Origin of the sequence: Actinomadura monticuli (assembly GCF_041463655.1) — a bacterium.
In the GTDB taxonomy this organism is placed as follows: domain Bacteria; phylum Actinomycetota; class Actinomycetes; order Streptosporangiales; family Streptosporangiaceae; genus Spirillospora; species Spirillospora monticuli.
This window is the reverse complement of record NZ_JAXCEI010000006.1, coordinates 75,556-102,158: the sequence shown is the minus strand read 5'-3', so window position 1 is coordinate 102,158 and position 26,603 is coordinate 75,556. Positions and strand designations below refer to the sequence as shown.

Below are 26,603 nucleotides of genomic sequence, written 5' to 3'. Positions count from 1 at the left end.
CTCGATGGAGACCACCTCACTACTTGTGTCCTGTGCCAGCTGACCGCAGCGGGCCCGATCCCCGCATCCAAGGGACGAGGTGCATAAGGCTGGTTCACGTAACGCGGTTGCCGGATCCCACTTGAAGGTGGGTGCGTACAGGGGCGGCGGGCTCGGCTGACTCCCAGGTCGTGGTCGATGTTTCCCGTGAAACATCGAGAGCACGATTGGGCTCTCCGGCAGTCTGGGTGGAGACCTGACGGGGCACCGGCACCTCGTGGTGTCCGTCACCAGATACTCACCCCAACGCCGTGATCGGCAGCACCTGGACGGTGGTCGAGCATCGCGTGACTGACGGCCAGCGAGGCAGAGGCACCTCCCACTCCTCACCCAGGTAGACAGGCGGACCGTCCCGAGTTCGTGCGTTGTTGTCCGATGTTGACCGCCGGCCGTCTGCGGCAAAGCGTCCGCACACGCCGCGTGAGTATCTACGGCGCGCGCTGGGATGAGCATTTGCGCGAATGAGTCGCGCCCGCACTACTACCGAAGTCCCCTCCCCGCGCATGCCGATCGGGAAGCTCGCCGTGACGGTGGCCAGCACTCCCGACGCTCCGAGGTGTTGGTGCGCGGAGATGAACGCGACGCTTTCAAGGGGCGGCGGGCTTCGAGTCACGGGAGCAAGGTCTCTCCGTTTCACGTGAAACAACTCCCTCGATGAGCTGGCGGCACCCCGACATCCGGCCGGACCGGACAGGCAGCCGGGCCCGCTCGGGGGTGGAGCTTTCAACCGCTAGCAGGCTGGACCGAAGCGAGGACAGCGAACGGCTCCTCACAGCGCACGCCCTCCCGCCCCTAGGCCGCGGTTGGTTGCTGCAGGAGGCCGCCGAGGACCCCTGCCGCTGCGGGAGTTCGCCGCAGCAGGGGAGGTGTCCGCCCGAGCCACACCGTCGGCCGTTCCTCGCCGCATCTTCGGGTGTCCCAGGTGCAGGTCCGACTTCCGGGTGGCGGCGCTCCCCCGATTCGACCAACCGTTTGAGCGCAGATCGGATGAGCCTGCGCTGCTGGCGACAAGTCGTGCCGCCTCTACTCACCTCCTCTCGTGAGCCGTACCGCACGGGGGTTGTTCAGGACGAAGACGGGTCGTGGGTTCGGCCGGGCGCTGTTCGTTGCTGGTGTAGCGCTGTCCCCGCCGCCGTCGGGGATGCGACCGGGTTTCTGACGTCCAGGTGGATCATCGCGCCCGGCGCGTCATGCTCATAGCGGCGCTCACTGGCGCGGGACGCGCAGATCTGCTGCCCGGTCAACAGGTCGCACGCCGCCGGCACCGGCGCGCCGTGGCGGCGCAGGATCCGGGGGACGGCGCGGGCCGGCGCCCCGGCCGCGGCGGCGATGTGGTCGCCGCCCGACACGCAACTCACGCCAGGCGGCCAGCACCCGCTCCTCGGTCTGGGCCGGGGTCCGGGACGGGCACGCGCGGGGACCGCTGCGCCGATCGGCCAGCCCGTCCCAGCCCTCTTCGCGGAACCGGCCGACCCACCGGTGCGCGCACTGACGCGACACTCCGAGCTCGGCGGCGACGTGCGCGATCGGGCGCCGGGCGAACTTGACGCGGCGAACCAGCAGGCATCTGCCATGGAACGTCAGCCGGGCCTTAGCGTGACCCACGGAGACCTCCTGGTGTGGGGGAAGGCGGCGAAACTCCACTACGCCAGGAGGTCTCCTTATTGATCAAAGACCTACCGATCAGGTGTCACCAAGATCATGGCCAAGTGCACCTAGACGCGTAGGTGCGCCATATGCGCTTGCCCTGGCGTACGCGCGAGGTTCGCCACATGCGTTGGCGCGGTGCATGCGTGGGTCTGTGCACGCTCGGGGTCAGCGACATGGGGGCATGGTGCAACGCGCGGGTGGGCGCACGCGCGGGGCCCTACAGGCGCGCGAGTCCGGTATGCGCGTGAGCCTGGTAGGCGCGTGGGTGGGCCGTATGTGAGGGACGGCCGGTTGTTCGGTGGTTTGGCTTTGGTGATGTGGACGTCGTGGTTCGAGTCGTCCATTTGGATGCGCGCGGGGGCCAGCCGTGCGTGAGAGTTCGGCGGGCGCTGTTTCGGGTGTCACGTCGACAGCAGGGGGTCATCGACGGGCCGGCGGGGTCCTCTGGCTCGATCAGAGAGGGTGGGACGCGCGGGTGTGCCCGAGGTAGTTGGCGGCAGCGGTGAGGAGCGGTGGTGTGTGGTGGGAGGTTTCACGTGAAACGGGGGTCAGGGCAGGCGGGTTTGGAGGAGGGACTCGCAGACTTCGCCTAGATCCAGGCCGGCGACGCTGACGGCTCGGGGGAGGAGGCTCGTCTCGGTCATGCCGGGGGCGACGTTGACTTCGAGGAAGTGGACCTCGTCGTCGGGGGAGACGATGAGGTCGGTCCGGGAGATGTCGCGGAGGCCGAGAGCGCGGTGGGCGGTTACGGCCGCGGCCGTGGCGCGGGCGGCGGCGTCCGGGGTGAGGCGGGCCGGGGTGATGAACTCTGTGTCGCCGGCGTCGTAGCGGGCCGTGTAGTCGTAGAGGCCGCCAGGGGCGACGATCTCGACGGCAGGGAGGGCGGTGGGGACGCCGTCCTGCTCGATGACGCTGACGGAGACCTCGGTGCCGGAGATGTAGCGCTCCACGAGTGCCGCGTCGCCGTAGGCGAAGCAGCCGACCATCGCGGCCGACAGTTCGGACGGCTCGCGTACGACGGAGGCACCGAGGGCCGAGCCGCCGCGGGTCGGCTTGACGAACAGCGGGAGGCCGAGGGCGCTCACGATGCGGTCGAGGACGGACGCGGCGCCGAGGTCATGGAAGATCTCCTTCGGCAGAGCGACCGACTCGGGGGTGCGAAGGCCGGCACGGCGGACGACGGACTTCGCGGTCGGCTTGTCCCAGGCGACGCGACACGCGTCCGGACGGGCGCCGAGATAGGGCACGCCGAGGAGCTCGAGGACGTCGCGGATCGAGCCGTCCTCGCCTGCGGCGCCGTGCAGGACGGGGAACACGATGTCCGGCGGGTCGTCCGTCAGGGAGTCCAGGAGTGTCGCGTCGGCGTCGCGTAGTTCGACCGGGATGTCGCGGGCGCGCAGCGCGTCGGTGACGCGCCGGCCAGACCTCAGCGACACCTCGCGCTCGTACGACAAGCCCCCGGCGAGGACGACGACATGTGCCAGTTCCAACGGTGGTGCCCCTCTTGACGATGCCGCGCCGACGCGCGTTTCACGTGAAACCTCAGACGACGTCCGGCCCCGGCGCCTGGATGCCGGTGGACCCACCGCCGACGGCACCGCCGAAGGTGTCGCGGAGTCGGATCTCCTGCTCGACCACCGCCGCGAGCCGCCGGATGCCTTCCCGGATCCGGTGCGGTTCCGGGAAGCAGTACGACAGCCGCATGTGCCGGTGTCCGGTGCCGTCCGCGTAGAAGCCGGTGCCGGGGACGTAGGCGACCCGTTCGGCGATCGCGCGGGGCGCCATCGCCTTGGCGTCGAGACCCTCGGGGAGTGTCAGCCAGACAAAGAAGCCGCCGGCGGGACGCGTCCACGTGCAACCGTCCGGCATCAGTTGGTCAAGGGACTCCAGCATCGCGTCACGGCGAGCCCGGTAGAGCTCCCGGAAGTCCTTGATCTGCTCACGCCACGGCTGCGTGGTGAGGTACTCGCGGACGGCGAACTGCGAGAAGTTCGACGGGCACAGGATCGCGGACTCGGCGGCCAGGACGAGCTTGGCCCGCACCGCGTGCGGCGCCAGCACCCAGCCGACGCGGAGCCCGGACGCGATCGTCTTGGAGAACGAGCCGAGGTAGATGACGTGCTCGGAATCGTCCGCGCGCAGGGCCCGCATGGGCTCGCCGTCGAAGCCGAGGAGCCCGTACGGGTTGTCCTCGACGACCAGGACGTCGAACTCGGCGCAGATCTCGAGGATCTGCGCGCGGCGCGCCGTGGTGAGGGTGACTCCCGCCGGGTTCTGGAACGTCGGCACGGTGTAGAGGAACTTGACGCTGCGCCCCTGGGCGCGGAGCGAGGCGAGCGTCTCGCGGAGCGCGGACGGGATGAGCCCGCCCTCGTCCAACGGCACGTGCACGACGTCGGCCTGGTAGGACGCGAACGTGCCGAGCGCGCCGACATAGGACGGGGCTTCGGCGAGGACGACGTCGCCGGGGTCTACGAAGATCTTGGTGATGAGATCGAGCGCCTGCTGCGCGCCGACGGTGACGACCACGTCGTCCGGCGACGCCTGGACGCCTTCGAGGGCCATGACCTCGCAGATGCGTTCGCGGAGCTGCTCGTCCCCTTGCGCCGAACCGTACTGAAGGGCCTCGGCGCCCCTGCCGGCGACGAGGTCGCCGATCATCTGGCCGACGGCGTCGAGGGGAAGCGCGGACACGTTGGGCATTCCGCCCGCGAGCGAGACGACCTCGGGCCGGGCGGCCATCGCGAACAGGGCCCGGATTTCGGACGGCACCATGCCGGCGGCGCGGGCGGCGTAGCGATCGGCGTAGACGTCCGTACGCGAATGCTGTTCCACGAGGCACCTCCGAGGTGTGACGGCTTTCCTGCAAACTACGGCATGGCGGCCATGCCGGACCGCTTCGGGTGTGGCGAGCCGCGCGGTTGGGGAAACTCCTGTCCGATACGATGCCCGCGGGTCCCGGTTGGTTGCCGGGAAGTTCAGCCGCCACGTGTTCCAGACCTGGCGGGCGAGGTTCGCAACAGGGGGTGTCGACCCGGTGTCGCGTCGTCTCGTCAACATCACGCTGGACAATCTCGAAGATCTGCCGCACCGCTGCCGCGGCTGCGTGTTCTGGGAGCTGGATCCGGTCAGCCGGGACCGTGCGCTGGAAAGCGGCGACTCGGGCCTGGAGAAGGAGGCGTGGATCTCCTCGACGCTGCTGGAGTGGGGCAGCTGCGGCAAGATCGCTTACGTGGACAACGTCCCGGCCGGGTTCGTGATGTACGCGCCGCCGCTGTACGTGCCGCGTTCGGTGGCCTTCCCGACGAGCCCGGTCAGCGCGGACGCGGTGCTGCTGATGACCGCGCACATCCTGCCGGAGTTCGCCGGGGGCGGGCTCGGCCGGATGCTCGTCCAGGGCGTTGCCAAGGATCTGACCCGGCGCGCGGTGAAGGCGATCGAGGCGTTCGGCGATCTGAAGGGCGAGGAGGGCGGCTGCATGGTCCCCGCCGACTATCTGCTGTCGGTCGGGTTCAAGACCGTCCGGCCGCATCACCGCTATCCGCGGCTGCGGCTGGAGCTGAAGTCGGCCCTGTCGTGGCGTGAGGACGTCGAGGTGGCTCTGGAACGCCTGCTGGGCTCCATGACACCCGAGGGGGCGCTACGACCCGTCTAGGGCGTTCTGAGGCGGTTTGATGCGTGTGGCCCGCACTCCGGTGGACGGAGATGCGGGCCACACGCTTTCGCGCTCGCCGCGGGAGACGGGAGGCGGCTCAGATGAACTCGGCGAGATCCCGCAGCAGGGCGGCCTTCGGCTTGGCGCCCATGATCTGCTTGACGACCTCGCCGCCCTGGTAGACGTTCATCGTCGGGATCTGCATGATGCCGTACTCCTGCGGCACCTGCGGGTTCTCGTCGATGTTCAGCTTCACTATGTCGATCTTGTCGCCGTGCTCCTTGGAGATCTCCTCCAGGATCGGCGACACCATCCGGCACGGGCCGCACCACTCGGCCCAGAAGTCGACGAGGACGGGCTTGTCGTTGTCGAGGACCTCGGTCGCGAAGTCGGTGTCGGTCACGGCTTTCATGGTTCTCCCTCGTTCTGGCTGGGCGGTGGGACACTCCCCCGCCCCGAAGTTCCTTGTCGATGATCGAGCGCCTGACCGCGGTCCGCCGCTCACCGGCCCGCCGGTGGATGTGGGAGGCGGGCGGCGTCGTCACCCGACGACTTTCGTTCGCCACCCGACTCCGTCTTGCTGCCCGACTGCGCCTTGATCGACCGCTCGGCGAAGCCGCCCTCCAGCTACAGCCAATGCCTGGCCGGTTTCGCCTGGTCGAGCATCGATCACCACTGGGCTCGGCCCCCTCCCTGACCGGACGGCTCGTCCGGTCGCGCGTCGCTGGACGAGTGCCGGTTCGGCCAGTGATCGAGGGCTGCCGTTCGGACGACCGGCCCTGGCCGCCCTTGGAGGCCGGGCGCGTGCCGGCGTCGTCGACGAACCTGCGATCGCTGTCCGACTCCTCCCACCTGGTCGACTGGTGGAGCCGACCATCCTGCCTCGGGACGACGGCCCCGACTCGCCAACTGGCTGCCGGGCGCGACCCGGCTGGACTCGGTCGGACTGTCAGGTCGAGGCTCGTCCGGTAGCGGGCCGGTGGGCGATCGGTCGGCTCCGTGCCGCTGCTCGGCTGGTGACGGATTCGCCGGCCGTCGGGGACGGTGCTCGGTTCGAGGTCAGGCCTGGGGGACGGTTTCGGCGGCGTCCTGGTCCTGGAGCCAGCGCTCGGCGTCGATGGCCGCCGCACAGCCACTGCCCGCCGCGGTGATGGCCTGGCGGTAGATGTGGTCCACGACGTCGCCGCAGGCGAACACGCCGGGGATCTTCGTCCGCGTCGTCGGGGCGTCCACGAGCAGGTAGCCGTCGGTGTCGGTCTCCAGCTGGCCGGCGAACAGCTCGCTGCGCGGGTCGTGGCCGATGGCGATGAACAACCCGGTGATGTCCAGCGACGACTCGGCGTCCGTCTTGGTGTTGCGGACGGTGATCCCGGTCACTCGGTCATCGCCCTGGATGGAGACGACCGCGCTGTCCCACAGGAACTTGATCTTCTCGTTCGCGAAGGCCCGGTCCTGCATGATCTTCGACGCACGCAGTTCGTCCCGCCGGTGCACGATGGTGACCGATCGGGCGAACTTGGTCAGGAAGATCGCCTCCTCCATCGCCGTGTCGCCACCGCCGACGACCGCGATGTCCTGCTCGCGGAAGAAGAACCCGTCACACGTCGCACACCACGACACGCCCCGTCCCGACAGCCGCTTCTCGTCCGGCAGGCCCAGCTCGCGGTATCCGGAGCCGGTCGCCACGATCACCGACCTCGCCAGGTACGTCTCGTCCCCGACCTTGACGACCTTGGGGTCGGCGGTCAGGTCGACCTCGGTGACGTCGTCGGTGATCAGCTCGGCGCCGAACCGTTCAGCCTGCTTGCGCAGGTTGTCCATGAGGTCGGGGCCCATGATCCCGTCCGGGAAGCCGGGGAAGTTCTCCACGTCGGTGGTGTTCATCAGCGCACCCCCGGCCGTCACCGAGCCCTCGAACACCAGGGGCTTCAGGTCACCGCGAGCCGCGTAGACAGCGGCCGTGTAGCCCGCGGGCCCGGACCCGATGATGATGACGTTACGGACGTCGCTCACTGTTCTGCGCCTCTCCTCGTTGGCCGTCGGTGCCGCACGACCCCGGCCTGCCAGTCGCGTCAACCGATCCTAGGCCCCGGAGATTCCCGCGACACTCCGACCGGCCGTCCACCAGGTCCTATCCCCTCTATGGTGTCGTCCATGGCACGCATTCTGCTTCTCCACTCGATGTACGGGCTGCGTCCGGCGGTGCACCAGGCGGCGGACCGGCTCCGCGCCGCAGGACACGAGGTCCACGTCCCCGACCTGTACGACGGCCGCGTCGTCGACACGGCCGAGGCCGGCATCGAGATCAAGGAGGAGATCGGCCGGGACGAGCTGCTGCGCCGCGCCGTCGCGGCGGCCGCGCCCCTGATCGGCGACGGCGGCCTCGTCTACGCGGGCTTCTCGCTCGGCGGTTCCATCGCGCAGAACCTCGCGTTCGCGGACGAAAGGGCCGGCGGCCTGCTGCTGATGCACGGCACGTCCGACATCGCGGAGGACGCGACCACCGAGGTCCCGGTGCAACTGCACGTCGCCGACCCCGACACCTGGGAACCCGTCGACTGGCTGAACGCCTGGTACCTGCGCATGCGCAAGGCGGGCGCGGACGTCGAGGTCTTCCGCTACTGGGGCGCCGGCCACCTGTTCACGGACCCAGACCTTCCCGACTTCGACCCCGACGCCGCCGAACGCGCCTGGGAAACCGCCATCTCCTTCCTCGACTCCCTCTGAAGGCCACCGGCCTGACCGCCACCTGCTGGGACACCACCGAACCGCCTGGGGCACCCACCGCCGTCTCACCCTGCTGCCTGATGCCCGTTGGCTGGTCGTGTACGGGTTGGTGACGGCGTCGGGTGGTGGGACGTGCCGACCGGGCCGCGCGGCGCCTGGTCGCGCGCCGCCTTGGTCGTGTACCGGCTGGTGACGCGTCGCGTGGTGGGCACGCTGGCTGTCGCGCGCTGTCCGGTCATGAGCTGGCCGGACGTGCTGGGTACCCGCTGGTTGGACGTGCGCGGCCGGTGACATGCCACCCAGTCATGTGCGACGTGGTCATGCGACGCCGTGTGAGGACGTGCTGGCTGTCGCGTGCCGCGCGGTCGTTTGTGGGTTGTTGACGTGTGGGTTGGGCGCGGACTGGTTGCCCCGCCCCTGGCTACCCCCGCTGGCTGGTCGTGGCTGGGGGCGCCAGTCGGGTGGGGTGGGTGGGGCCGTTCTCGGGGCGGCGAGAACGGCGGGCCGGTTGGTGTTAGGCGTTGACCAGCTTCTTCAGGATGTGCTGGTCAGTGGCGGAGCAGTCTGGGGTTACGACCCAGATGTTCCATTTGCCGGGGCTGTTGCCGGGTACCGCGATGACGGTCGCGGGGGCGCCCTCGTATTTCGCCTGGTCGACGAGGGTGGGCGTCAGCCCGTGGGTGACGCCGCTCACGCAGCCCTTGAGCTGCGCGGACGGGGCGCTGGACGCGGCTCGCAGCTTCTGCGTGTCGGCGAGTAGCCGGTCGACCTGGGGAGCCAGCGTTCCGGAGCGGTAGTCGGTGCCGCTGCCGGCGACCGTGAAGGTGCCGGCCGGGGCGGCGTTGGGCGCCATCCCGTGCTCCGAACTGGCTCGGTCGGGGTTGTCCTGCGCGGGAGTCGACGCCGAACCGTGGTCGCCGCTCACGCCGTCCAATGCCATGGTGCCGACCGTCGCGCCGCCGCCGACGACGATCACCGCCGCCGCGGCCGCCGACAGAATCCGCCAATGCCGCCTTCCGCGCCGCTGCTCCATGCTCACCACGGTGGCGTTGTGCATGGACTCCGCGGCTATGGCGGTGTCGATGCGCTCGGCCAGTTCGGCGGGCATGGACGGAACGGGTGCCTCCGCCAGGATCCGGGAGACGTCCGCAAGGTCGGCGGACAGCTCACGGCAGTCGGCGCAGGTGTCGAGGTGCGCGTTGACGGAGGCGGCTTCGTCGTCTTCGAGCAGTCCCTCGGCCAGGTCGGCCAGGATGTCGTAGTCATAGTGTGCGGGGTTCACTTGGGCATGCCACCTCCTTCCACACCTCCGACGTTTTTGCGATCCCGTCGGTTCCGGTGGTGGGTGAGAAGGGGCGCGAGCCGGGCGCGGCCCCGCGCGCAGCGGCTCTTGATCGTGCCGGGCGGGACCTCCATGACGCGGGCGGCGTCGTCGACGGAATAGCCCATCATGTCGACGAGGACGAGGGCGGCACGCTGCTCGAACGGGAGCTGCTCCAGGGCGGTGCGGACGTCGAGGGACACGCCGTGCGCGTCCGTCGGGTCGGGCATCTTCGGCGCGACGGCGTCGAACGTCGCGTCGTCGCCCATGGGCGTCGCCGGGCGGACGGACTTGCGCCTGATGCGGTCCAGGCAGGCGTTCACCACGATGCGGTGCAGCCAGGTGGTGACGGCGGCGTCCCCGCGGAACCGTCCCGCGGCGCGGAACGCCGAAAGGCATGCGTCCTGCAGAGCGTCCGCCGCCTCCTCCGGGTCGCCGAGCGTGCGCAGCGCCACCGCCCACATGCGGTCGCGGTGCCGGTGGACCAGTTCGGCGAACGCGTGCGGGTCCCCCTGGGCATGGCGCGCGAGGAGTTCCTTGTCGGGAACCTCGCCGACGCGATGCATGCTCACCGACGTCATGAGCGACCGCTTTCTCGTTCGGGACGCCCGATCGGCGCCGGGCTTCCGCGACCGGCTGCTGGGGTAGGCACCACAGATTCCTGGGGGCGAGGGGACATTCTGCTCACAGGCACGATACAGACAAGAGCAACTCCACGTCACAGCCCTTGTGCACCGCGCGGACGGGGTCAGCCGGCGGCGCCGTAGACGGTGATCTCCCCGAGCCTCCCCTTGGGGACGGGGGACGAGGGCAGCGAGGTGAACCAGACCAGTACATACTGGCCAGTAACTTGAGGGCTCGCGGTCACGGTGAGCGCTTCGCCGTTGGCGGGCTGCTCACCGATCCGCTTCATGTCGCCGGGGGACTGCGAGTCGCCGACCCGGATCTGCAGGACGCCGCCCGTCACCGGTGAGTGGATCCTGACGTTGGCAACCTTGACGGGTTTGCCCATGTCGAGGACGACGCCCATGCCCTTGGAGTAGTTGCCGAAGCGGGGGTCGGAGTACCGCTGGGTCTCCCACTTGCCGCCGGGCTTGCCGTCGATCAGCGACTGGACGTCCTTCGCGATCGAGGTGTCCTGGTGGTTGGGCTGCGAGTCCTGGAAGGGGATCACGTTCGCCGCCTGGAGCTTGACCACGGTCGGCTCGGGCGGCGCGCTCGTCCTCGACTTGTCGGTGGCGCCGCCCTCGGGGTCGTCGCCGCCGCCGGATCCGGCCAGCGCCCACGCGCCGATGCCGACGATGACGGTCAGCGCGGCGGCGGCGACACCGAGCAGCGCGCGGTTCGCGGGACGCTTCGGCGCGCCGTGACCGTGCGCCGGCGCCGTCCGCGTCGACGTGGAAGAAAGCGGCGGGGGCGCGCCGTGCTGGGCGCGCGGCGGCGGGACGTGCGACGACGCCTGCTGCTCGTGCGCGGGCCGCCGATGCGGCTGCGTGGCGGGCGGCGGCGGTGCCGCGGGACGACGGGGCGGCGCCGGACGCGGGGACGGCGGCGCGGCGTGGCCGAGCCCGGCGAACAGCGGCAGCGGGGTGCGCGGGACGCCGCGCAGCGCCTTGGCCAGGTCGGCGGGGGTCGCGATCGGCTCGGCCGGGCCAATGCCGAGGCAGCGGCAGACGATCGCGTCGACCGCGTGCGAGATGCCCGCCTGGACCTGGCGGGGCGCGTGCGGGACGCCGTCCGCGCCGGGCGCGGCGGGCAGGTCGGAGACGTCCTCGTCGCCGGGCCAGTGCGCGGTGAGCGCCGCGTACAGCATCCGGCCGAGGCCGTGGACGTCCTCGGCGGCGGGGTCGTCGGACTGCCGGTCGCCGAGCACCGCGTCGGTCGCGATGCCGAGGATCTTGACGGTGCCGCCGGTGGTCCAGACGAGGTCGCGGGGCGTGAGGCAGAGGTGGGACAGCCCGGCGGAGTGCGCGGCGGCGATCGCCTCGGACGCCTCGTACAGCAGCGTCGCGGCGCGGCCCGGCTCCAGCGGGGCCTTGGCGAGCATGCCCTCGAGGGTCTCGCCGGCCACCCATTCGCTGACGACGTAGGCGCTCTCGCCGGAGTCGTCGGCGTCGAACACCTGGGTGAGGCGGGGGTCGGTCAGCCGGCTGGCCGACCGCGCGGAGGTGACGGCCTCGGCGATCCGGGGGAACTCGGGAGCGAAGGTACGGACGGCGACCGCCCGCGCGAGGATCTCGTCGATGGCCTTCCAGAGCGACGATCCGCCGGAATCGCTGATGCGCTCCTCGAGCCGGTAGCGGCCGGCGAGACGCGTGCCGGGTTCGATGACTGACGTGCTCACGGCAACGTCCTGCACAGGTGGTCAGATCCCATTGTTCGTGGCGTGGCAGCTTACGCCTCCGACCCTCCTCTTTGCGTTCCCCAGGGTGTCGCCCCGCAAGCCGTAGTCCCCCACATGGTAGTGGTTACTCGCCTGAGTGGCCGCCTTATCGCCGCGCGTCCTTTTTTACTTTGAAACGTGTTCGCCGTCCGGGCCGTCAGCGACCGGGCAGCTTGCGCGCGAACGTGGCGATGGTCGTCTGGATCTCCTCCACCCGCATCAGCTTGGCGAACAGCACGTACAGCAGGCCGCCGCCGACGGAGCCGGCGACCAGGGTGACCAGCGCGGGAAGCATCGCCGAGGTGTCCGCGACGGCGTCGGCGACGGTGTGCGCGGCGTAGGCGAACCCGATCAGCGGCCAGATCGCGACGAGGAGCTTCAGGTGGCCGCCGATGATGCGCCGGCCGTCGATGCCGCCGAGCTTGCGGCGCAGCACCAGCCAGCAGGTGATGGTGCCGACCACGTTGGTGACCGCGAACCCGCCGGCGATGCCGACCACGATCCACTTGACGTCCAGGACGTTGTAGGCCGTGAACGCCATCGCGATGTTGGACATGGTGACGACGAGGCCGATCAGCGCGGGAGTCCGGGTGTCCCCGTGGGAGTAGAAGACCCGCAGCATGAGCTGGTAGATCGAGAACGGGACGAGCGCGATGGCGAACATCTGCATGACCCGCGCGATGACCAGCGCGTCGTCCGGCGAGGTGTTGCCGTGTGCGAACAGCACGGTGGTGATCTCCGGGCCGAGCACCAGCATCAGCGCCGCCGCCGGCATGATGATCACCGAGGAGAGCCGCAGCCCGCTGGAGAACGCGGCGCGCACGTCGGCGGTCTTGCCCTCGGCGGCGAACCGGCTCATCCGCGGCAGCAGCGCGGTGATCACCGAGACGCCGACGATCGCGTAGGGCAGCTGGAAGAGCTGGTAGGCGTTGAAGTACGGGGTGTATCCGTAGCCTTCGCCGAGGCCCGCGTCCACGGCCTTGTTCCCGGCCGCGTTGGCGAGCGCGGTGACGACGGCGAGCGCGGCCTGGGTGGCGATGACGTAGAGCAGCGTCCAGCCCGCCATCCGGCCGACCTCGCCGATCTCGTGGCGCTTGAAGTCGACCCGGGGCCGCCAGCGGAACCCGACGCGGCGCAGCGACGGCCAGAGCGCGACCGTCTGCAGGACGATGCCGCCGGTCGTGCCGACGGACAGCAGCATGAGCTGGGAGTCGGAGATGCTGGACGGGTCGACGCGCCCCGTGGTGACCGCGAGGAACGCGCCGCCGATGGCGATCACGACGATGTTGTTCAGGACCGGCGCCCACATCGGCGCGCCGAAGCTGCCGCGCGTGTTCAGGATCGCCCCGGCGAACGCGCCGACGCCGTAGAAGAACAGCTGCGGCAGGAAGAACTGCGCGAACAGGACGGCGACCTTGCGCTGGTCGCCGGTGTAGCTGCCCGCGAGGACGTCGATGAACAGCGGCGCGCACAGCACCGCGACGACGGTGAGGGCGCCGAGGCCGATCACCGCGAGGGTGAAGACGCGCTGCTCGTACTGCTCGCCGTAGGCGGGGTCGCGCTGCTTGGCCCGCACCAGCAGCGGGACGATGACGCTCGTCAGGATGCCGCCGAGCAGCAGGTCGTAGATCTGGTTGGGGATCGTGTTGGCGGTGTTGTAGGCGTTGGCGAGGAGCCCGGTGCCGAGCGCTGCGACGATGACGGCGGTGCGCACGAACCCGGTGATGCGGGACGCCAGCGTGCCCACGGCCATGATCGCGCCGGAGCGGAGGATGCCGCCGGCCTTACCGCCGCCGCCGTCGCCCTCGCCGGACGGGGGGACGGGCGTGTCGACGACCGTCTCGGCGACGGGTGCGCCGCCGCCCGGGAGGGGAATGTCAATCGCCGTCTCGGCGGCGGTGTTCGGCGCGCCACCCGGCCTGGCCGTCGGCGGCGGGCTCGGGTAGCCCGCCGGCCCCGGTGGATTCTGCGGGCCCGGTGGATTCTGCGGGCCCGGTGGCCTGGGGGGCGGCGGTCCCTGCGGCGGACCCTGACCCGGCGGTCCCGGGGGCCTCTGCGGCGGGCCCTGCGGAGGCCCCTGCGGCGGGCCCTGCGGATATCCCCGGCCCGGCGGGTTGCCCTGGCCCGGATACCCCGGGGAGTTCGGCGGCGGGTATCCCGGCCCCTGGGAACCCTGGGCCGGGGAGCCCGCTCCCCGGTTCCCCTGCTCCCGCCGATCCCATTCCGGTCGACCCGTCACCGGCTGCCTCCGCTTTCCGGCGGCGCCTCGCTCTGATGGCCCGCACTCCGACGCCCACGAAGAGTACGGCAAGTCCGCCGCCGGTGATGAGGAGCGCGAGCCGCCCGTAGCCGTTGACGTTCACGGTGATCGACTCGCCGCTGCCGTACGTCCGGCCGTTCGAGCCGGGAATCCGCAGCTCCAGTTGCACGTGGAAGTTGCCGTTCCCGGCCGCCTGCGCGGGGATCCAGCGCTGGGCGCGCTCGCCGGGCGCCAGCTCGATGACCGCGTCCTCGGCGGCGAGCGTGCCGAGCCGCAGCTTCGCGCTGTTCTCGGACGTCGCGACGAGCCGCACCTTGACCGACTGGTCGGACAGCCTGTTCTCCACGAGCACCGGCAGCCGCCCGGAGCTGCCCCCCATCAGCACCCGTTTGCTCTTGGTGGTGACGATGCGGACCCGGCCCATGTCGGACGCGAGCTCGTCCTCCAGCTGCCTGCGGGCCGCCCTGGCCTGCCGCGGGGACGTCCGCCACGCCGCCGACTGGAGGCGCAGCAGCGCGCGCTCGTAGGAGATCTTGGTGGGGCCGACCAGCACGGCCTGGAACGCCGCGGCCTGCCGGGAGATCGCCTGCACCTCCGAGAGGTGCGCGTCGCCGAGCTCGTACTGCTGGTAGTCGTCGCTGTAGCCGTTGAAGACGCGGCCCTGCGGCTCGGCCGACTCGATCTTGCCGAGCGGGACGTCGTTCAGCCAGCTCGCGCGCTTGGTGTACTTCAGCAGGTTCTTCGCGACCCCGTCGGCCGGGTCCCAGTTCCGGTCGGGGGCGACGACGAGGGTGCGCTGCCGGTTCGGCGCCTCCGCCGCGATCATCGCCGTCTCGGCGAGGAAGCGCTGCTCGGCCAGCAGCCCGCCGGACGCGGACCGCGACCCCTCGCTGACGATCTGGTTGATCTTCTCGTCGTAGAGGAGCGTCCGCTTGGCGCCGTAGTGCGTCGGGAGCGTCGTCGTCGCGTTGGGCAGCGCGCCCGTCGCCGGGTTCTGGAACTGCGAGCTGCTCATCAGGAACGCGCCGCCGTCCTTCAGGGCGCTCTTGGCCAGCTGGTCGACGGTCCCCGGCCCGGCCGCGCCGGACGGCGGCCAGGCGACGTGCGCGTTCGCGGCGCGTCCGAGGACCTGTGTCGCGACGCCCGTGTTCCGCTCGTCGAACGCGACGCCGATGTCGCGGGGCGTCTTGCGCCGGACGAGCGCGACGACGTCCGGGTCGGCGTAGGGGAGGGTGAAGTACGGGTCCTTCTCCGCGGCCTTCTTCAGCGCCGCCAGCCAGGCCGCCGCGGCCGCGCTCTTCTTCTTCCGGACGCCCTTCGTGTCGCCCGGCGCCCGGACCGTGTAGTCGCCGGACGCCATCTGCCGCACGTCGTCCAGCAGCGCCGGGTCGATCGCCCACGTGAGGGGCGTGGCGGTGCCGGACGCCGCGTCGACGAGCCGGCTGAGCCGGCCGCCGGGCGCCACGGCCTTGCCGAGGTCGTCGTTGAGGAACGTCCGGTCGTTGGTGCGGTGGATCTCACCGGCGAGCGGCATGACCCAGCCGACCGCGACCGGGTTGAAGTGCCGTTCCTTCGGCATGAACGTCACGAACGTCGTGATTCCGCCGACGACCTGGCGCGCGGAGTTCAGCACCTCGACGCCGACGGGGTAGACGCCGGGCGTGCCCGCCGGTGCGCGCAGGGCCAGCTTCCTGGCCGTGGTCGCGAACGTCCAGCTCTGCTTCACGCCGGGCGTGGCCGCCCCCGGGAGGCGCTTCTCCTCGCCGATGTTGGGCAGCGCGTTCGCCGCGCCGGCGGCGAACTGGTCGAGCTGGCTGCGGCTGGTGACGGGCTGCGCACTGTAGCGCAGCCGGACGGTGAGGCCGGGCAGCTGGTGGCCGCTGCGGTTCATGGCCAGCCCGGAGATCGCGATCCGCGATCCGGCCGTGACGGTCTTGGGGTCGACCTTGGTGAGGGCCATGGCGACCTGCGCCTTCGCCCGAGCCCGCGTCGAGGCATGCGCGGAGGCGGGGGATGCCGGCGCCGCGGGCGCCGCCATCGCCATGCAGGGCAGCAGAGCGGCCAGCGCCACCGCGCGTTTGACCGTCCTCACGCCTTACCGGCCGCCTCAGGACGGCGGGCGAACATTTCCCGCACCACGGCGTCGATGGTAGTCCGTCCGGCGTCTGGCGTGGTCGGGGTCAGGCCGGGGATCGGGTGGGCCGCGCTCCGCCGGACGGAGCCTGGAGCGGCGGCGGGACGAGGGGGTCGATCGGCTTGGCGTGGCAGAGGGCGTAGAGCGAGCCGCCCCGGATGCCGAGGGCCGTGGACGCCTCGCCGGTCGCGGTGTAGACGACGTCGTCGCTGTTCAGGCCGTCCGCCAGCCGGTGGTCGACGAGCACCGGCATCGTGTCGGGCAGGAGCAGCGGGCAGACCAGCCCGGCCGCGTACTCGGTGGCGGCGTTCACGACGTCGGGGTGCGCGGGCCGGACGGTGCGCGCGCCGATGGTGCGCCGGACGGCCTCGATCGGCGGCCGCTCGCCCGCCGGGACGATCACCGCCGTCAGGAAGCGCCGGCCGCCGGCGGCGTCGGCGCAGGAGTAGACGCGCGTCACCAGGCATCGTTCCGCCGGGAGGCCGAGGGCCTTCGGCAGTTCGTCGGCGTGGGTCATCGCGACGCGGAGCCGCACGATCTCGTGCACGGTCTCCCATTCGAGCAGTGCGCGGTGGATGGCGAGAGCGTCCTTCATGTTGGGCTCCATCCCGCGGGGGTATCCCCGCTCACCCCCGGAACTGGTTCGCTGTGTCCCCGTGCTTCGTGTCCCCGTGCTTCAGCACTCTGCAGGGGATATCCCCACATACCCGGAACGAACGGCCTAACTCGCGTCATACGTCACACAAACCCTCGCCAAGCGCCTCAGCCGCACCTGCGGCGGACCGTGGCCTTCGGGATCCCGCTACCGTTGTCGTGCGGGAGGCTCACCGGCGGTCGCGCTGGCGTCATCGGGGTGTCCAGAACGTAACCCGGGGATCGCGGTAGGGAAAGGGGCCCGTCCGGCTCCGGCCCCGCAAAGGCTCCCGCCCTGGGCGCCGCCGATCGCCATAAAGTCCTTTGTCAGCCCGTCAGCCAAGGAAATACGCTCGATGGCCGTGCCGAACCAGCAGCCCAACCCGCCCCGCCACAACGCGACCCCGGAGTCCTCGCGGCGCACCGCGATCGCCGAGCTGCTGCGCGGGATCGCGCCCGTCGCCGACGACCTCGGCGCCCTGTTCGCGGCGGCCGGGCACGAGCTGGCGCTGGTCGGCGGGCCCGTCCGGGACGCGCTGCTGCGCCGTCCGACCAAGGACGTCGACCTCACCACCGACGCGCCGCCCGAGCGCACCCTGGAGATCATCCGGGACTGGGCGGACGCGCACTGGACGATCGGCATCGAGTTCGGCACCGTCGGCCTCCGCAAGGACGGCGTCGAACTGGAGATCACCACCTACCGCAGCGAGTCCTACGACCCGAAGTCCCGCAAGCCGGACGTCGCGTACGGGACGTCCCTCGTCGAGGACCTGCGCCGCCGCGACTTCGCCGTGAACGCGATGGCGGCGCGGCTGCCCGGGCACGAGTTCGTCGACCCGTTCGGCGGCCTCACCGACCTGCAGCGCAAGGTCCTGCGGACGCCCGGCAAGCCCGAGGACTCCTTCAGCGACGACCCGCTGCGGATGATGCGCGCCGCCCGGTTCGCCTCGCAGCTCGGGTTCACCGTCGCGCCCGACGTCGTCCGCGCGATGACGGACATGGCCGGACGCATCGAGATCGTGTCGGCCGAACGCGTCCGGGACGAGCTGTCCAAGCTGCTCTGCGGCCGGTACCCGCGGCAGGGCCTGGCGCTGCTCGTCGAGACGGGCCTCGCCGCGCACGTCCTGCCCGAGCTGCCGAAGCTGCGGCTGGAGATCGACGAGCACCACCGGCACAAGGACGTCTACGAGCACTCACTGATCGTCCTGGAGCAGGCGATCGCGCAGGAGGAGGACGGGCCCGACCTCGTCCTGCGGCTCGCGGCGCTGCTGCACGACATCGGCAAGCCGAAGACCCGGCGGTTCGAGCCGGGCGGGCGGGTGTCGTTCCACCACCACGAGGTCGTCGGCGCCAAGATGACCCGCAAGCGGCTGACCGCGCTGCGCTACCCGAAGGACGTCATCAACGACGTCTCGCGCCTCGTCGAGCTGCACCTGCGGTTCCACGGCTACGGCACCGGCGAATGGACGGACTCGGCCGTCCGCCGCTACGTCCGTGACGCCGGGCCGCTGCTCACCCGCCTCCACAAGCTGACCCGGGCCGACTGCACGACCCGCAACAAGCGCAAGGCCGACCGGCTGCGCCGCACCTACGACGACCTGGAGGTGCGGATCGACCGGCTGGCCCAGCAGGAGGAGCTGGCGGCGATCCGGCCGGAGATCGACGGCAACGAGATCCAGGACATCCTCGGCATCGCGCCCGGCCCCCTCGTCGGACGCGCCTACAGGTTCCTCCTGGAACTGCGCCTCGACCGCGGCATGATCGGCAAGGAGGCCGCCGCGGCGGAACTGCGCGACTGGGCCGCCGCCGAGGGCCTGCTCCCCGCCGGTGACGAGCCCGCGCGGGGTGACGGCGCGTGATTCCCCTGCAGCTGGGGCGGATGAGCCCGCGTGAGGCCGAGCGGATGCTGGCGTTCGACCGCGAGCACATCTGGCATCCGTACGCGCCGATGCCCGCGTCCGCGCCCGTGCTCCCGGTCGTGTCGGCGGACGGCGTGCGGCTGACCCTCGCCGACGGCACCGAGCTGATCGACGGGATGTCGTCGTGGTGGGCGGCCGTGCACGGCTACAACCACCCGAAGCTGAACGCGGCCGTCACCGGGCAGCTCGGCAAGATGGCGCACGTGATGTTCGGCGGGCTCACGCACCCGCCGGCCGTGCGGCTCGCGGAGCGGCTCGTGGAGCTCACGCCGGAGCCGCTGACGAAGGTGTTCTTCGCCGACTCCGGGTCCGTGGCGGTCGAGGTCGCGATCAAGATGGCGCTCCAGTTCTGGCGGTCGCGGGGAGCGCCCGAGCGGCACCGGCTGCTCACCGTCCGCGGCGGCTACCACGGCGACACGTTCGGCGACATGGCCGTCTGCGACCCCGTGAACGGCATGCACCACCTGTTCGGCGACGTCCTCGCGAAGCACGTGTTCGCGCCGCCGCCCCCGCTCGGGTACTCCGCCGAGCCCGACGACGCGTACCTGGACGAGCTGTCCCGGCTGGCCGCCGAGCACGCGGGGGAGCTGGCCGGGATCATCGTGGAGCCGATCGTCCAGGGCGCCGGCGGCATGCGCTTCTACGCGCCCGAGTACCTGAGCGCGCTCCGCGACCTCGCCGACGAGCACGGCGTCCTGCTGATCCTGGACGAGATCGCCACCGGGTTCGGCCGGACCGGCGAGCTGTGGGGCTGCGACCACGCGGAGGTCTCCCCCGACATCATGTGCCTCGGCAAGGCCCTGACCGGCGGATACATGACGATGTCCGCGACCATGTGCACCGATCGCGTCGCGGACGGCATCTCGTCCGGCGAAGCGGGCGTCCTCATGCACGGGCCCACGTACATGGCGAATCCGCTGGCCGCCGCCGTCGCGTCCGCGTCCATCGACCTGCTGCTGTCGCGCGACTGGCGGGACGAGGTCGACACGATCGAGGCCGTCCTGACCAGCGAGCTCGACGACGCGGCCGGCTTCCCGGGGGTCGCGGACGTCCGCGTCCTCGGCGCGATCGGCGTCATCGAGGCGCGCGAGCCGGTGGACGTGCCGTCCGTCCAGGAGATCGCCATGGCGCACGGCGTCTGGCTGCGCCCGTTCGGCAAGCTGGTCTACACGATGCCGCCGTACGTCTGCACCGAGGACGAGGTCCTGCACATCGCCGCCGCCCTCAACGCCATCGCCGAATCCCTCTGAGCGCGGGCCGGGGGGGCCGGTCAGCGGAAGGCGTGGACGGGACGGCGGACGATGCGGGACGCGGCCGTCCGGTAGGCGACCGCGCCCGCCGCGTAGGCGACGATCACCGCGAGGAGGGTGGGGGCGGCGCGGCCGTCCGACGGCAGCCAGGTCGCGGCGGCGGCCGCCGCGGCGGCGAACGTCGCGTTGAAGAGCATGTCGTAGACGGCGAACACGCGGCCCCGGTAGGCGTCGTCGATGCCTTCCTGCAGCGTGGTGTCGACGCACAGCTTCACGCCCTGCGACACGACGCCCAGCAGGAAGGCGCCGACCGCCCAGGGGCGCTCCGCGAACGACATGCCCAGCAGGAGCAGGCTCGCGGCCGCCGTGGCGAGGAGCCACGCCGTCCACGCCTGCTTGCTGATCCGCCGGACCACCGCGGGGGTGATCAGGGCCGCCGCGAAGTACCCCGCCCCGGACACCCCGAGCATGAGCGCGAACGTCTCCAGCCCCCGGTCGGGGTCGTCGGCGAAGTGGTCGCGGCACAGCAGCAGCGTCATGATCAGTACGACGCCGTACAGGAACCGGTGGAAGGAGATCGCGCCGAGCGCCAGCGCCGCCTGCGGGCGCCGGGCGATGTGCCGCGCCCCGTCCGCCAGGCCGGACACGACGCCGCCGAGCGCGTCCCGGACCCGCGGCGCGTCCGGCGGGGCGTCCGCGGCCCGGTGCGGGCCGAGCAGCGCCTTCGGCAGCGTCGTCGCGATCGTGCCCGCGAGCAGGAACAGCGCCGCCGCCGACACGAGGATCAGGCCGGTCCCCTCGTGGCCGGCGCCGAACAGCCGGCGCAGCAGGTAGCCGATCCCGGCGCCGGCGAACGCGATGACCGTCCCGGACGTGACCGTGAACGCGTTCGCCGTCACCAGCTGGTCGCGCCGCACGACGTGGGGCAGCGCCGCCGACAGCGCCGCGAGGAAGAAGCGGTTGACGCCGAGCACGACGAGGACGGCGAGGAAGAAGCCCAGGCCGTCCTGCCCGGCGGCGACGAGGCCCGCGACGCCGAGCACGAGCGCGGCCCGCAGTACGGGCGCCCACACGAGGATCTGCCGGCGCCGCCACCGGTCGATGAACACCCCGGCGAACGGGCCGAGCGCCGAGTACGGCAGCAGCGTCACCGCGAACGCCGCCGCGGCCTTGCCGGCCGTCGTCTGCCGCTCGGGCGAGAAGAACACGTAGCCCGCGAGGGCCACCTGGAACACGCCGTCGGACAGCTGCGAGGCCAGCCGCGTCGCGTACAGCCGCCGGAAATCCCGTCCCCGCAGGATGCCGCGCAACTGACCAGCCTTCACGCGATCACCATATGTCCTCCCCTGACCGCCACGTCCTCCCATCCCGCCCCCCCGGTCCGGGGGCCGCGCGCATGCCGGCGGGACGTGCGCTCACGCTGCGGGTGAGGCCGTCCAGAAGGGCGTGGAGCCCGAATGCGAAGGTGTGATCGGGGGAGGCGGCGCAGCCGGTCGCCGCCGCGCCCTCAAGGCGGGTGCGGAGACCGGGTGGTCGTGGGCGCTAGCTCAGCCAAAGGCGGGTGTAGTCGTAGGCCGCCGTGGTGGGCAGGTACAGGGCGCCGTGGACGCGGGACGAGTGGAAGAGCGTCTGCGAGCGGTCGAGCAGCGGGACGATCGCCGCGTCCTGCATGATCTTCTGGTCGGCCTGCTGCCAGTAGCCCGCCGCGTGCTGGGCGTCCGGTGCGGTGAGGGCGGCGTCGATGAGGGCGTTGACCTGGGGGTTGTCGTAGCCGCCGTAGTTGGTGGAGTTCTGCCCGTAGGCGCGGCCGTCGAACAGCGGCTGGATGATCGACCGGCCGTTGTTGCCGTACCAGTCGGGCACCCAGCCGGGGGCGGCGATGTCCCACTCGCCCTCGCGCCCGCGCGCGGGCGTGCCGAGCGTGCCGGCGTAGAAGGAGCCGCCCGAGTCGGCGATGAGGTCGGTGCCGACCCCGCAGGCGTCGAGGTTCTCGGCGATCGACTGGGCGAGGAGCTTGTGGACGCTGTTGGTCCGGTACGGGAACTTCAGCGTCAGCTTGCCGTGGCCCGTCTTCCCGAGCAGTTCGCGGCATTTGGCGGGATCGCCGGACTCGCCGGACGTCGGATAGTGGTCGGCCGCCGCGTAACCCGAGTTCCCGGGCGGGATCACCGTGTGCAGCGGCCGCGCCACCGACGGCCCCCCGACGATCTTGATCAGCGCGCTGCGGTCGATGGCGTACTCCAGCGCCTGCCTGACCTCCCGCTTGCCGAGCGCGCCGCCGTTGTTGGGGCTGCGCGTGTTGAACACCAGGTACGGGCTGTTGTTCGGCGTCTCCCTGATCGCGAACCGGGGATCGCCCTCCAGCCTCGGGATCGCGGACGTCGGGACGGGCTGGTCCCACGCGAGGTCGGCGGTGCCCTGCTCGATCTGCTGCTGGACGGCCTCCGGCGAGTCCTGCCCGAGGGTGATCCGGATCTTCGCGACGTGCCGCTCGCGCAGCGGGTCGCTGCCCGCCCGCCACGCCGGGTTGCGGGTGAGCTGGTACGACAGCCCCGGCCGGTACTCGGTGATCTGGTACGGGCCGTTCGAGACGGTGTGCTGCCGGAACTCCGCGCCGTCCGGGACGTAGGCGTCGTACTCCTTCGGCGCGGCGGCCGTGTACGGCAGCGTCAGCAGGTTGAGGAAGTCGCTCGCGGGCCGCACCAGTTTGAACACGAGCGTCCGCTCGTCCTTGGCGCGGACGCCCTCGATCCCGTGGTCGCGCTGGTAGGCCGCCATGGCCGCCGGGTTCTTGGCGTTGACGTCGCCGTAGCCGCGGCAGAACTCGTCCATCCCCTTGAGCGTGGAGATGAAGTAGCCCTTGCCGGCGGACGGCGCCGCGGGGTTGCAGAGCCGCTCGAAGCCGCGGACGAAGTCCTGCGCGGTGACCGGACGCGGAGGCTCGGTGTTCCACTGGACGCCCTCGCGCAGCCGCACCGTGTACGTGCGGCGGTCCTTGCTGACGCCGCCGTTCTCCCGGGTCGGGACGCGCTCCGCCACGTCGGGACGGACGGGGAGCGTCTCCTGGAAGTCGTTGGACGCGCGCGTGCCGAAGAGCGTCCGGGCGAACGTGCGGGCGAGCCCGTACGCGCCGACGCTCGCGACGGAGGACGGGTCGAGGTGCTCGACGTCGGACGACCCGATGATCCGCAGCGTTCCGCCGCTGCGGCCCTGGCCCGCCGCGGCGTCATCACCTCCCCCCGCGCATCCTGCGAGGCCGACCATCAGCCCCGTCAGCCCCACCGTCACCTTGAACATCTCGCGTGCCGTCACGTTCTCACCTCGAACACTCTGAACCTGGCGCGCAGTCACCGGCGGTGTCACAGTAGGGCCACAGAGTGACAAAGGGCCGGTACATCGTCGTTTTCCTATAGAAGTAAGGACGCCCTGACAGGGGATGTCCACTGTCAGGGCGTCCTTTGGGAACTTTGTGATCAGACTCTCAGCGAGCGATCGGCGGCGACTCCGGGCGGCTCGGGGGAGCCGGGAGCCTCACCGGTCGACCCTCAGCGCTCGACCTCGCCGCGGATGAACTTCTCCACCGCGTCGTGCGCCTGGTCGTCGTTGTACTGCTCCGGCGGCGACTTCATGAAGTAGGAGGACGCCGACAGGATCGGGCCGCCGATGCCGCGGTCCTTGGCGATCTTCGCGGCGCGGACCGCGTCGATGATGACGCCGGCGGAGTTCGGGGAGTCCCAGACCTCGAGCTTGTACTCCAGGTTGAGGGGGGTGTCGCCGAACGACCTGCCCTCCAGCCGGACGTAGGCCCACTTGCGGTCGTCCAGCCACGGCACGTGGTCGGACGGGCCGATGTGCACGTCCGCCTTCGCCATCTCGTGCGGGATCTGCGAGGTGACCGACTGCGTCTTGGAGATCTTCTTGGACTGGAGGCGCTTGCGCTCCAGCATGTTCATGAAGTCCATGTTGCCGCCGAAGTTGAGCTGGTACGTGCGCAGCAGCTCGACGCCGCGGTCCTCGAAGAGGCGGGCCATGACGCGGTGCGTGATGGTCGCGCCGACCTGCGACTTGATGTCGTCGCCGACGATCGGGACACCGGCGTCGGTGAACTTCTGCGCCCACTCCGGGTCGGAGGCGATGAACACCGGCAGCGCGTTCACGAACGCCACCTTGGCGTCGATCGCGCACTGGGCGTAGAACCGGTCGGCCTCCTCCGAGCCCACCGGCAGATACGACACCAGGACGTCGACCTCGGCGTCCTTCAGCGCCTGCACCACGTCGACCGACTCGGCGTCCGACTCCTCGACCATGTCCAGGTAGTACTCGCCAAGGCCGTCGAAGGTGTGCCCGCGCTGGACGGTGATGCCGGTCGGGGGCACGTCGGCGAACTTGATGGTGTTGTTCTCGCTGGCGTGGATGGCCTCGGAAAGGTCCATTCCGACCTTCTTGGCGTCCACGTCGAACGCCGCGACGAACTCCACGTCGCCCACGTGGTACTCGCCGAACTGCACGTGCATGAGGCCGGGGACTCGCGTGTCGGGGGCCGCGTCCTTGTAGAACTCGACACCTTGGACGAGTGAAGAGGCGCAGTTGCCCACACCCACGATGGCTACGCGCACCGAACCCATCCGGTTGCTCCTTCTCTCTTGCGGAACATGTGGTGTTTCACCCGCCCCCGAAGGCGCCGGGCCGCCGCTCAGCGACCCTCGTCCCGAGGCATGTCCTGGTCAATTCGCTTAGCTGACTGTGCTTGCTGTGCTTGCTGTGCTTGCTGTTCCTGCTCGGCCCGTTCGCGTCCGATCAGCTCGTTGAGCCACCGGACCTCGCGCTCGACCGACTCCAGCCCGTGGCTCTGCAGCTCCAGGGTGTAGGAGTCGACGCGCTCGCGGGTCCGCGCCAGGGCGGCGCGGACGCTCTCCAGGCGCTCCTCCAGCCGGCTGCGCCGGCCTTCGAGGATCCGCAGCCGGACGTCGGCGCGGGTGTGCGAGAAGAAGGCGAAGTGCACGCCGAACCCCTCGTCCTCCCACGACGCCGGACCGGCCTCGGTCAGGAGCTGCTGGAGGCGCTCCTTGCCGTCGGCGGTGAGCTTGTAAACGATCTTCGACCGGCGGCTCTGCAGTGCCAGCGGAGCGTTCGCCTCTTCCGGACGGTCTTCGACGATCATCCCGTCCGCGAGAAGCTGCTTGAGGCACGGGTAGAGGGACCCGTAGGAGAACGCCCGGAACATGCCCAGCAGGGTGTTGAGCCGCTTGCGCAGCTCGTAGCCGTGCATCGGGGCCTCGTGCAGCAGCCCGAGCACGGCGAGCTCCAGCACGCCCGCGCCCTTCCTGGCCGCCATCCGGTTCCCTCTTCCGCAGAAGCCGATGTCTCGATCCGATGTATCGAGTGAATGTATCGACTCGATACATCGACACGATACGTACGAGGCCCCGTCCTGGCAAGTGGCCCGGTCAGAACCCCGGTCGCCGCGCGGGCCGCGCCGGATCGAGCCCCGGCGGGGCGGGCGGGCGTACAAGATGGCGTGACCCCTGTTGCGAGCGCGGCCCGGCGCGGAGACGATCCCGCGTCGCGAGGCCGGGACGACCGCCGAGGTAGGACGCCGAATACGGCGAATTCAGGGTGTATGTGGCCGAAGTATGCCAAAGTTGCGACTGGAACCACCTGGCCAAGTCGAGCGTCCTCGGCTACGGGGAGCGGAACCCCGGGCGGCAGACGCGCAAGGAGGATCCACCCGGCCGCGAGCTACGGCAGGGGCGCCGACCGGCCGGGACGGAGTTCCGGCGTGCACGCGCTCCCCCCGCTCACCAGCCCGCACAGTACTCTTCGGACGGCGCACGAGTCGCAACAAGGGCCGGGGGCCGTCCCGGGCCCCTGGCAACAACCGTTGTCCCCTGTTGATGAGGTCGCGTGAGTAATCCAAGCCAGCCCCGACCGGAACCCGGGTCGCAGCGGCCGGGCGGGCAGCAGAACCCCCGTCCCGGCGATTCCGGCGACCCTGTTCGCGGTGAGTCCACCGGTCTGCCCGGCATGCCCCAGAACCCTGGCGCCCCCGGGACATCGGACGCCGGACAGAGCCCCGGCTTCATGGGCGGCCACTCCGTCCCGCCGGCCGGTGCCGCGCCGACGGCCCCGACTCCCGCGATCCCCTCGGCCCCCGATCCCCGTCCGCAGGGCCGGCATGCCGGCCCCGGCGGGCCGCCGGCGTCCGGAGGATTCCCGCCCGCGCCCGGCGCCGGCGGTGGACCCCTTGGACCCCTTGGACCTGGCGGATCGGGCGCACCCGGTGGTCCCGGTGCGCCTCCCGGCCCGGGGATGGTGGGAAATGCCCCCTCCGGCGGTCCCGGCGGGTTCGGGCCGGCCGGTGCCGGTTCCCGCGGCGCCCTTGGCGGCTCGGGCGGCCCCGGTACGCCAGGCGGTTCTCCTTCGTCGGCGGGCTTCGGTACTCCGGGCGGCCCCGGTGCTCCGGGTGCTGCGGCTAGTCCCGGTGCTTTTGGTGCTTCGGGCGGTCCGGGTGGTCCCGGCGGTCCGGGTGGTTTTGGTGGCCCCGGTGGTCCGGCGGGGCCTGGAGGTCCTGGAGGTCCTGGAGGTCCGCGGCCTCTGAACGGGCCCGGGACGCCCGGCGGCCCCGGTATGGG

Annotated in this window: 18 protein-coding genes and 2 pseudogenes; 5 read left to right on the top strand and 15 right to left on the bottom strand. The window is 71.2% G+C overall.

Annotation, left to right across the window (positions count from 1 at the left end):
* Positions 1-1,164 precede the first annotated feature (1,164 nt).
* From SM611_RS14995 to SM611_RS14985, 3 genes and pseudogenes are all read right to left on the bottom strand, one after another.
* Positions 1,165-1,644: pseudogene (locus SM611_RS14995) on the bottom strand (leucine zipper domain-containing protein); the annotation flags it as partial.
* A 593-nt stretch (positions 1,645-2,237) separates the two neighbouring features.
* Entirely contained in the window at positions 2,238-3,179 is a 942-nt protein-coding gene (locus tag SM611_RS14990) for a D-alanine--D-alanine ligase family protein (protein WP_371950142.1), read from the bottom strand.
* Positions 3,180-3,231: 52 nt separating this feature from the next.
* Positions 3,232-4,464: an aminotransferase-like domain-containing protein gene (locus tag SM611_RS14985; RefSeq protein ID WP_371950494.1), complete on the bottom strand. Its 1,233-nt coding sequence runs from the start codon at positions 4,462-4,464 to the stop codon at positions 3,232-3,234.
* 262 nt (positions 4,465-4,726) lie between these two features.
* Between SM611_RS14985 and SM611_RS14980 the strand changes: the two genes are divergently transcribed.
* The gene (locus tag SM611_RS14980; protein ID WP_371950141.1) at positions 4,727-5,344 is read left to right on the top strand and encodes a GNAT family N-acetyltransferase; all 618 of its coding nucleotides are present in this window, start codon (positions 4,727-4,729) and stop codon (positions 5,342-5,344) included.
* A gap of 97 nt (positions 5,345-5,441) precedes the next feature.
* Here SM611_RS14980 and trxA read toward each other — a convergent pair whose 3' ends face one another.
* Both trxA and trxB read right to left on the bottom strand, forming a co-directional pair.
* Entirely contained in the window at positions 5,442-5,756 is a 315-nt protein-coding gene (trxA, locus tag SM611_RS14975; protein WP_371950140.1) for a thioredoxin, read from the bottom strand.
* A gap of 647 nt (positions 5,757-6,403) precedes the next feature.
* Positions 6,404-7,357, bottom strand: coding sequence for a thioredoxin-disulfide reductase (gene trxB, locus SM611_RS14970; protein ID WP_371950139.1), 954 nt, complete (start codon positions 7,355-7,357; stop codon positions 6,404-6,406).
* Between the two features lie 141 nt (positions 7,358-7,498).
* On the opposite strand from trxB, the gene SM611_RS14965 reads away from it, so the two are divergent.
* Positions 7,499-8,071 carry a dienelactone hydrolase family protein gene (locus tag SM611_RS14965; protein ID WP_371950138.1) on the top strand — a complete coding sequence of 191 codons (573 nt, stop codon included), beginning with the start codon at positions 7,499-7,501 and terminating at the stop codon, positions 8,069-8,071.
* 514 nt (positions 8,072-8,585) lie between these two features.
* Here the strand turns inward: SM611_RS14965 and SM611_RS14960 are convergent.
* From SM611_RS14960 to SM611_RS14935, 6 genes are all read right to left on the bottom strand, one after another.
* Positions 8,586-9,353, bottom strand: coding sequence for an anti-sigma factor family protein (locus tag SM611_RS14960; protein WP_371950137.1), 768 nt, complete (start codon positions 9,351-9,353; stop codon positions 8,586-8,588).
* Positions 9,350-9,973: an RNA polymerase sigma factor SigM gene (sigM, locus tag SM611_RS14955; protein ID WP_371950136.1), complete on the bottom strand. Its 624-nt coding sequence runs from the start codon at positions 9,971-9,973 to the stop codon at positions 9,350-9,352. Before sigM ends, SM611_RS14960 begins: the two co-directional genes overlap by 4 nt.
* A 167-nt stretch (positions 9,974-10,140) precedes the next feature.
* Positions 10,141-11,736: a protein kinase family protein gene (locus SM611_RS14950; protein WP_371950135.1), complete on the bottom strand. Its 1,596-nt coding sequence runs from the start codon at positions 11,734-11,736 to the stop codon at positions 10,141-10,143.
* 196 nt (positions 11,737-11,932) lie between these two features.
* On the bottom strand, positions 11,933-13,549 hold the full coding sequence (murJ, locus tag SM611_RS14945; protein ID WP_371950493.1) for a murein biosynthesis integral membrane protein MurJ: 1,617 nt from the start codon (positions 13,547-13,549) through the stop codon (positions 11,933-11,935).
* Positions 13,550-13,652: 103 nt separating this feature from the next.
* Positions 13,653-16,127 (bottom strand): DUF6049 family protein, encoded by a 2,475-nt coding sequence (locus tag SM611_RS14940; protein ID WP_371950134.1) that lies wholly within the window; start codon positions 16,125-16,127, stop codon positions 13,653-13,655.
* Positions 16,128-16,215: 88 nt separating this feature from the next.
* Entirely contained in the window at positions 16,216-16,764 is a 549-nt protein-coding gene (locus SM611_RS14935; RefSeq protein ID WP_371950133.1) for an aminoacyl-tRNA deacylase, read from the bottom strand.
* A 394-nt stretch (positions 16,765-17,158) separates the two neighbouring features.
* Here SM611_RS14935 and SM611_RS14930 point away from each other — a divergent pair, with 394 nt between their 5' ends.
* Positions 17,159-18,661 (top strand): CCA tRNA nucleotidyltransferase, encoded by a 1,503-nt coding sequence (locus tag SM611_RS14930; RefSeq protein ID WP_371950132.1) that lies wholly within the window; start codon positions 17,159-17,161, stop codon positions 18,659-18,661.
* A gap of 20 nt (positions 18,662-18,681) precedes the next feature.
* The gene (locus SM611_RS14925; protein ID WP_371950131.1) at positions 18,682-19,971 is read left to right on the top strand and encodes an adenosylmethionine--8-amino-7-oxononanoate transaminase; all 1,290 of its coding nucleotides are present in this window, start codon (positions 18,682-18,684) and stop codon (positions 19,969-19,971) included.
* A 20-nt stretch (positions 19,972-19,991) separates the two neighbouring features.
* On the opposite strand, the gene SM611_RS14920 is transcribed toward SM611_RS14925, so the two are convergent.
* The 4 genes from SM611_RS14920 to SM611_RS14905 all read right to left on the bottom strand — a co-directional run bounded on the left by SM611_RS14920 (position 19,992) and on the right by SM611_RS14905 (position 25,306).
* Positions 19,992-21,296, bottom strand: coding sequence for an MFS transporter (locus SM611_RS14920; protein WP_371950130.1), 1,305 nt, complete (start codon positions 21,294-21,296; stop codon positions 19,992-19,994).
* A 217-nt stretch (positions 21,297-21,513) separates the two neighbouring features.
* Positions 21,514-23,283 carry an ABC transporter substrate-binding protein gene (locus SM611_RS14915; RefSeq protein WP_371950129.1) on the bottom strand — a complete coding sequence of 590 codons (1,770 nt, stop codon included), beginning with the start codon at positions 23,281-23,283 and terminating at the stop codon, positions 21,514-21,516.
* A 233-nt stretch (positions 23,284-23,516) separates the two neighbouring features.
* Positions 23,517-24,596: an inositol-3-phosphate synthase gene (locus tag SM611_RS14910; protein ID WP_371950128.1), complete on the bottom strand. Its 1,080-nt coding sequence runs from the start codon at positions 24,594-24,596 to the stop codon at positions 23,517-23,519.
* 68 nt (positions 24,597-24,664) lie between these two features.
* Positions 24,665-25,306, bottom strand: coding sequence for a PadR family transcriptional regulator (locus SM611_RS14905; RefSeq protein WP_371950127.1), 642 nt, complete (start codon positions 25,304-25,306; stop codon positions 24,665-24,667).
* Between the two features lie 275 nt (positions 25,307-25,581).
* Between SM611_RS14905 and SM611_RS14900 the strand changes: the two are divergent.
* Positions 25,582-25,866 (top strand): annotated as a pseudogene (locus SM611_RS14900) (DUF5318 family protein); the annotation flags it as partial.
* Between the last annotated feature and the right edge of the window lie 737 nt (positions 25,867-26,603).

Coding starts and splice junctions, on each gene's coding strand:
- sigM (WP_371950136.1), bottom strand. CDS start 9,973: ATGACGTCGGTGAGCATGCATCGCGTCGGCGAGGTTCCCGACAAGGAA.
- SM611_RS14925 (WP_371950131.1), top strand. CDS start 18,682: ATGAGCCCGCGTGAGGCCGAGCGGATGCTGGCGTTCGACCGCGAGCAC.
- SM611_RS14965 (WP_371950138.1), top strand. CDS start 7,499: ATGGCACGCATTCTGCTTCTCCACTCGATGTACGGGCTGCGTCCGGCG.
- SM611_RS14930 (WP_371950132.1), top strand. CDS start 17,159: ATGGCCGTGCCGAACCAGCAGCCCAACCCGCCCCGCCACAACGCGACC.
- SM611_RS14935 (WP_371950133.1), bottom strand. CDS start 16,764: ATGAAGGACGCTCTCGCCATCCACCGCGCACTGCTCGAATGGGAGACC.
- SM611_RS14985 (WP_371950494.1), bottom strand. CDS start 4,464: ATGGTGCCGTCCGAAATCCGGGCCCTGTTCGCGATGGCCGCCCGGCCC.
- SM611_RS14910 (WP_371950128.1), bottom strand. CDS start 24,596: ATGGGTTCGGTGCGCGTAGCCATCGTGGGTGTGGGCAACTGCGCCTCT.
- SM611_RS14905 (WP_371950127.1), bottom strand. CDS start 25,306: ATGGCGGCCAGGAAGGGCGCGGGCGTGCTGGAGCTCGCCGTGCTCGGG.
- trxA (WP_371950140.1), bottom strand. CDS start 5,756: ATGAAAGCCGTGACCGACACCGACTTCGCGACCGAGGTCCTCGACAAC.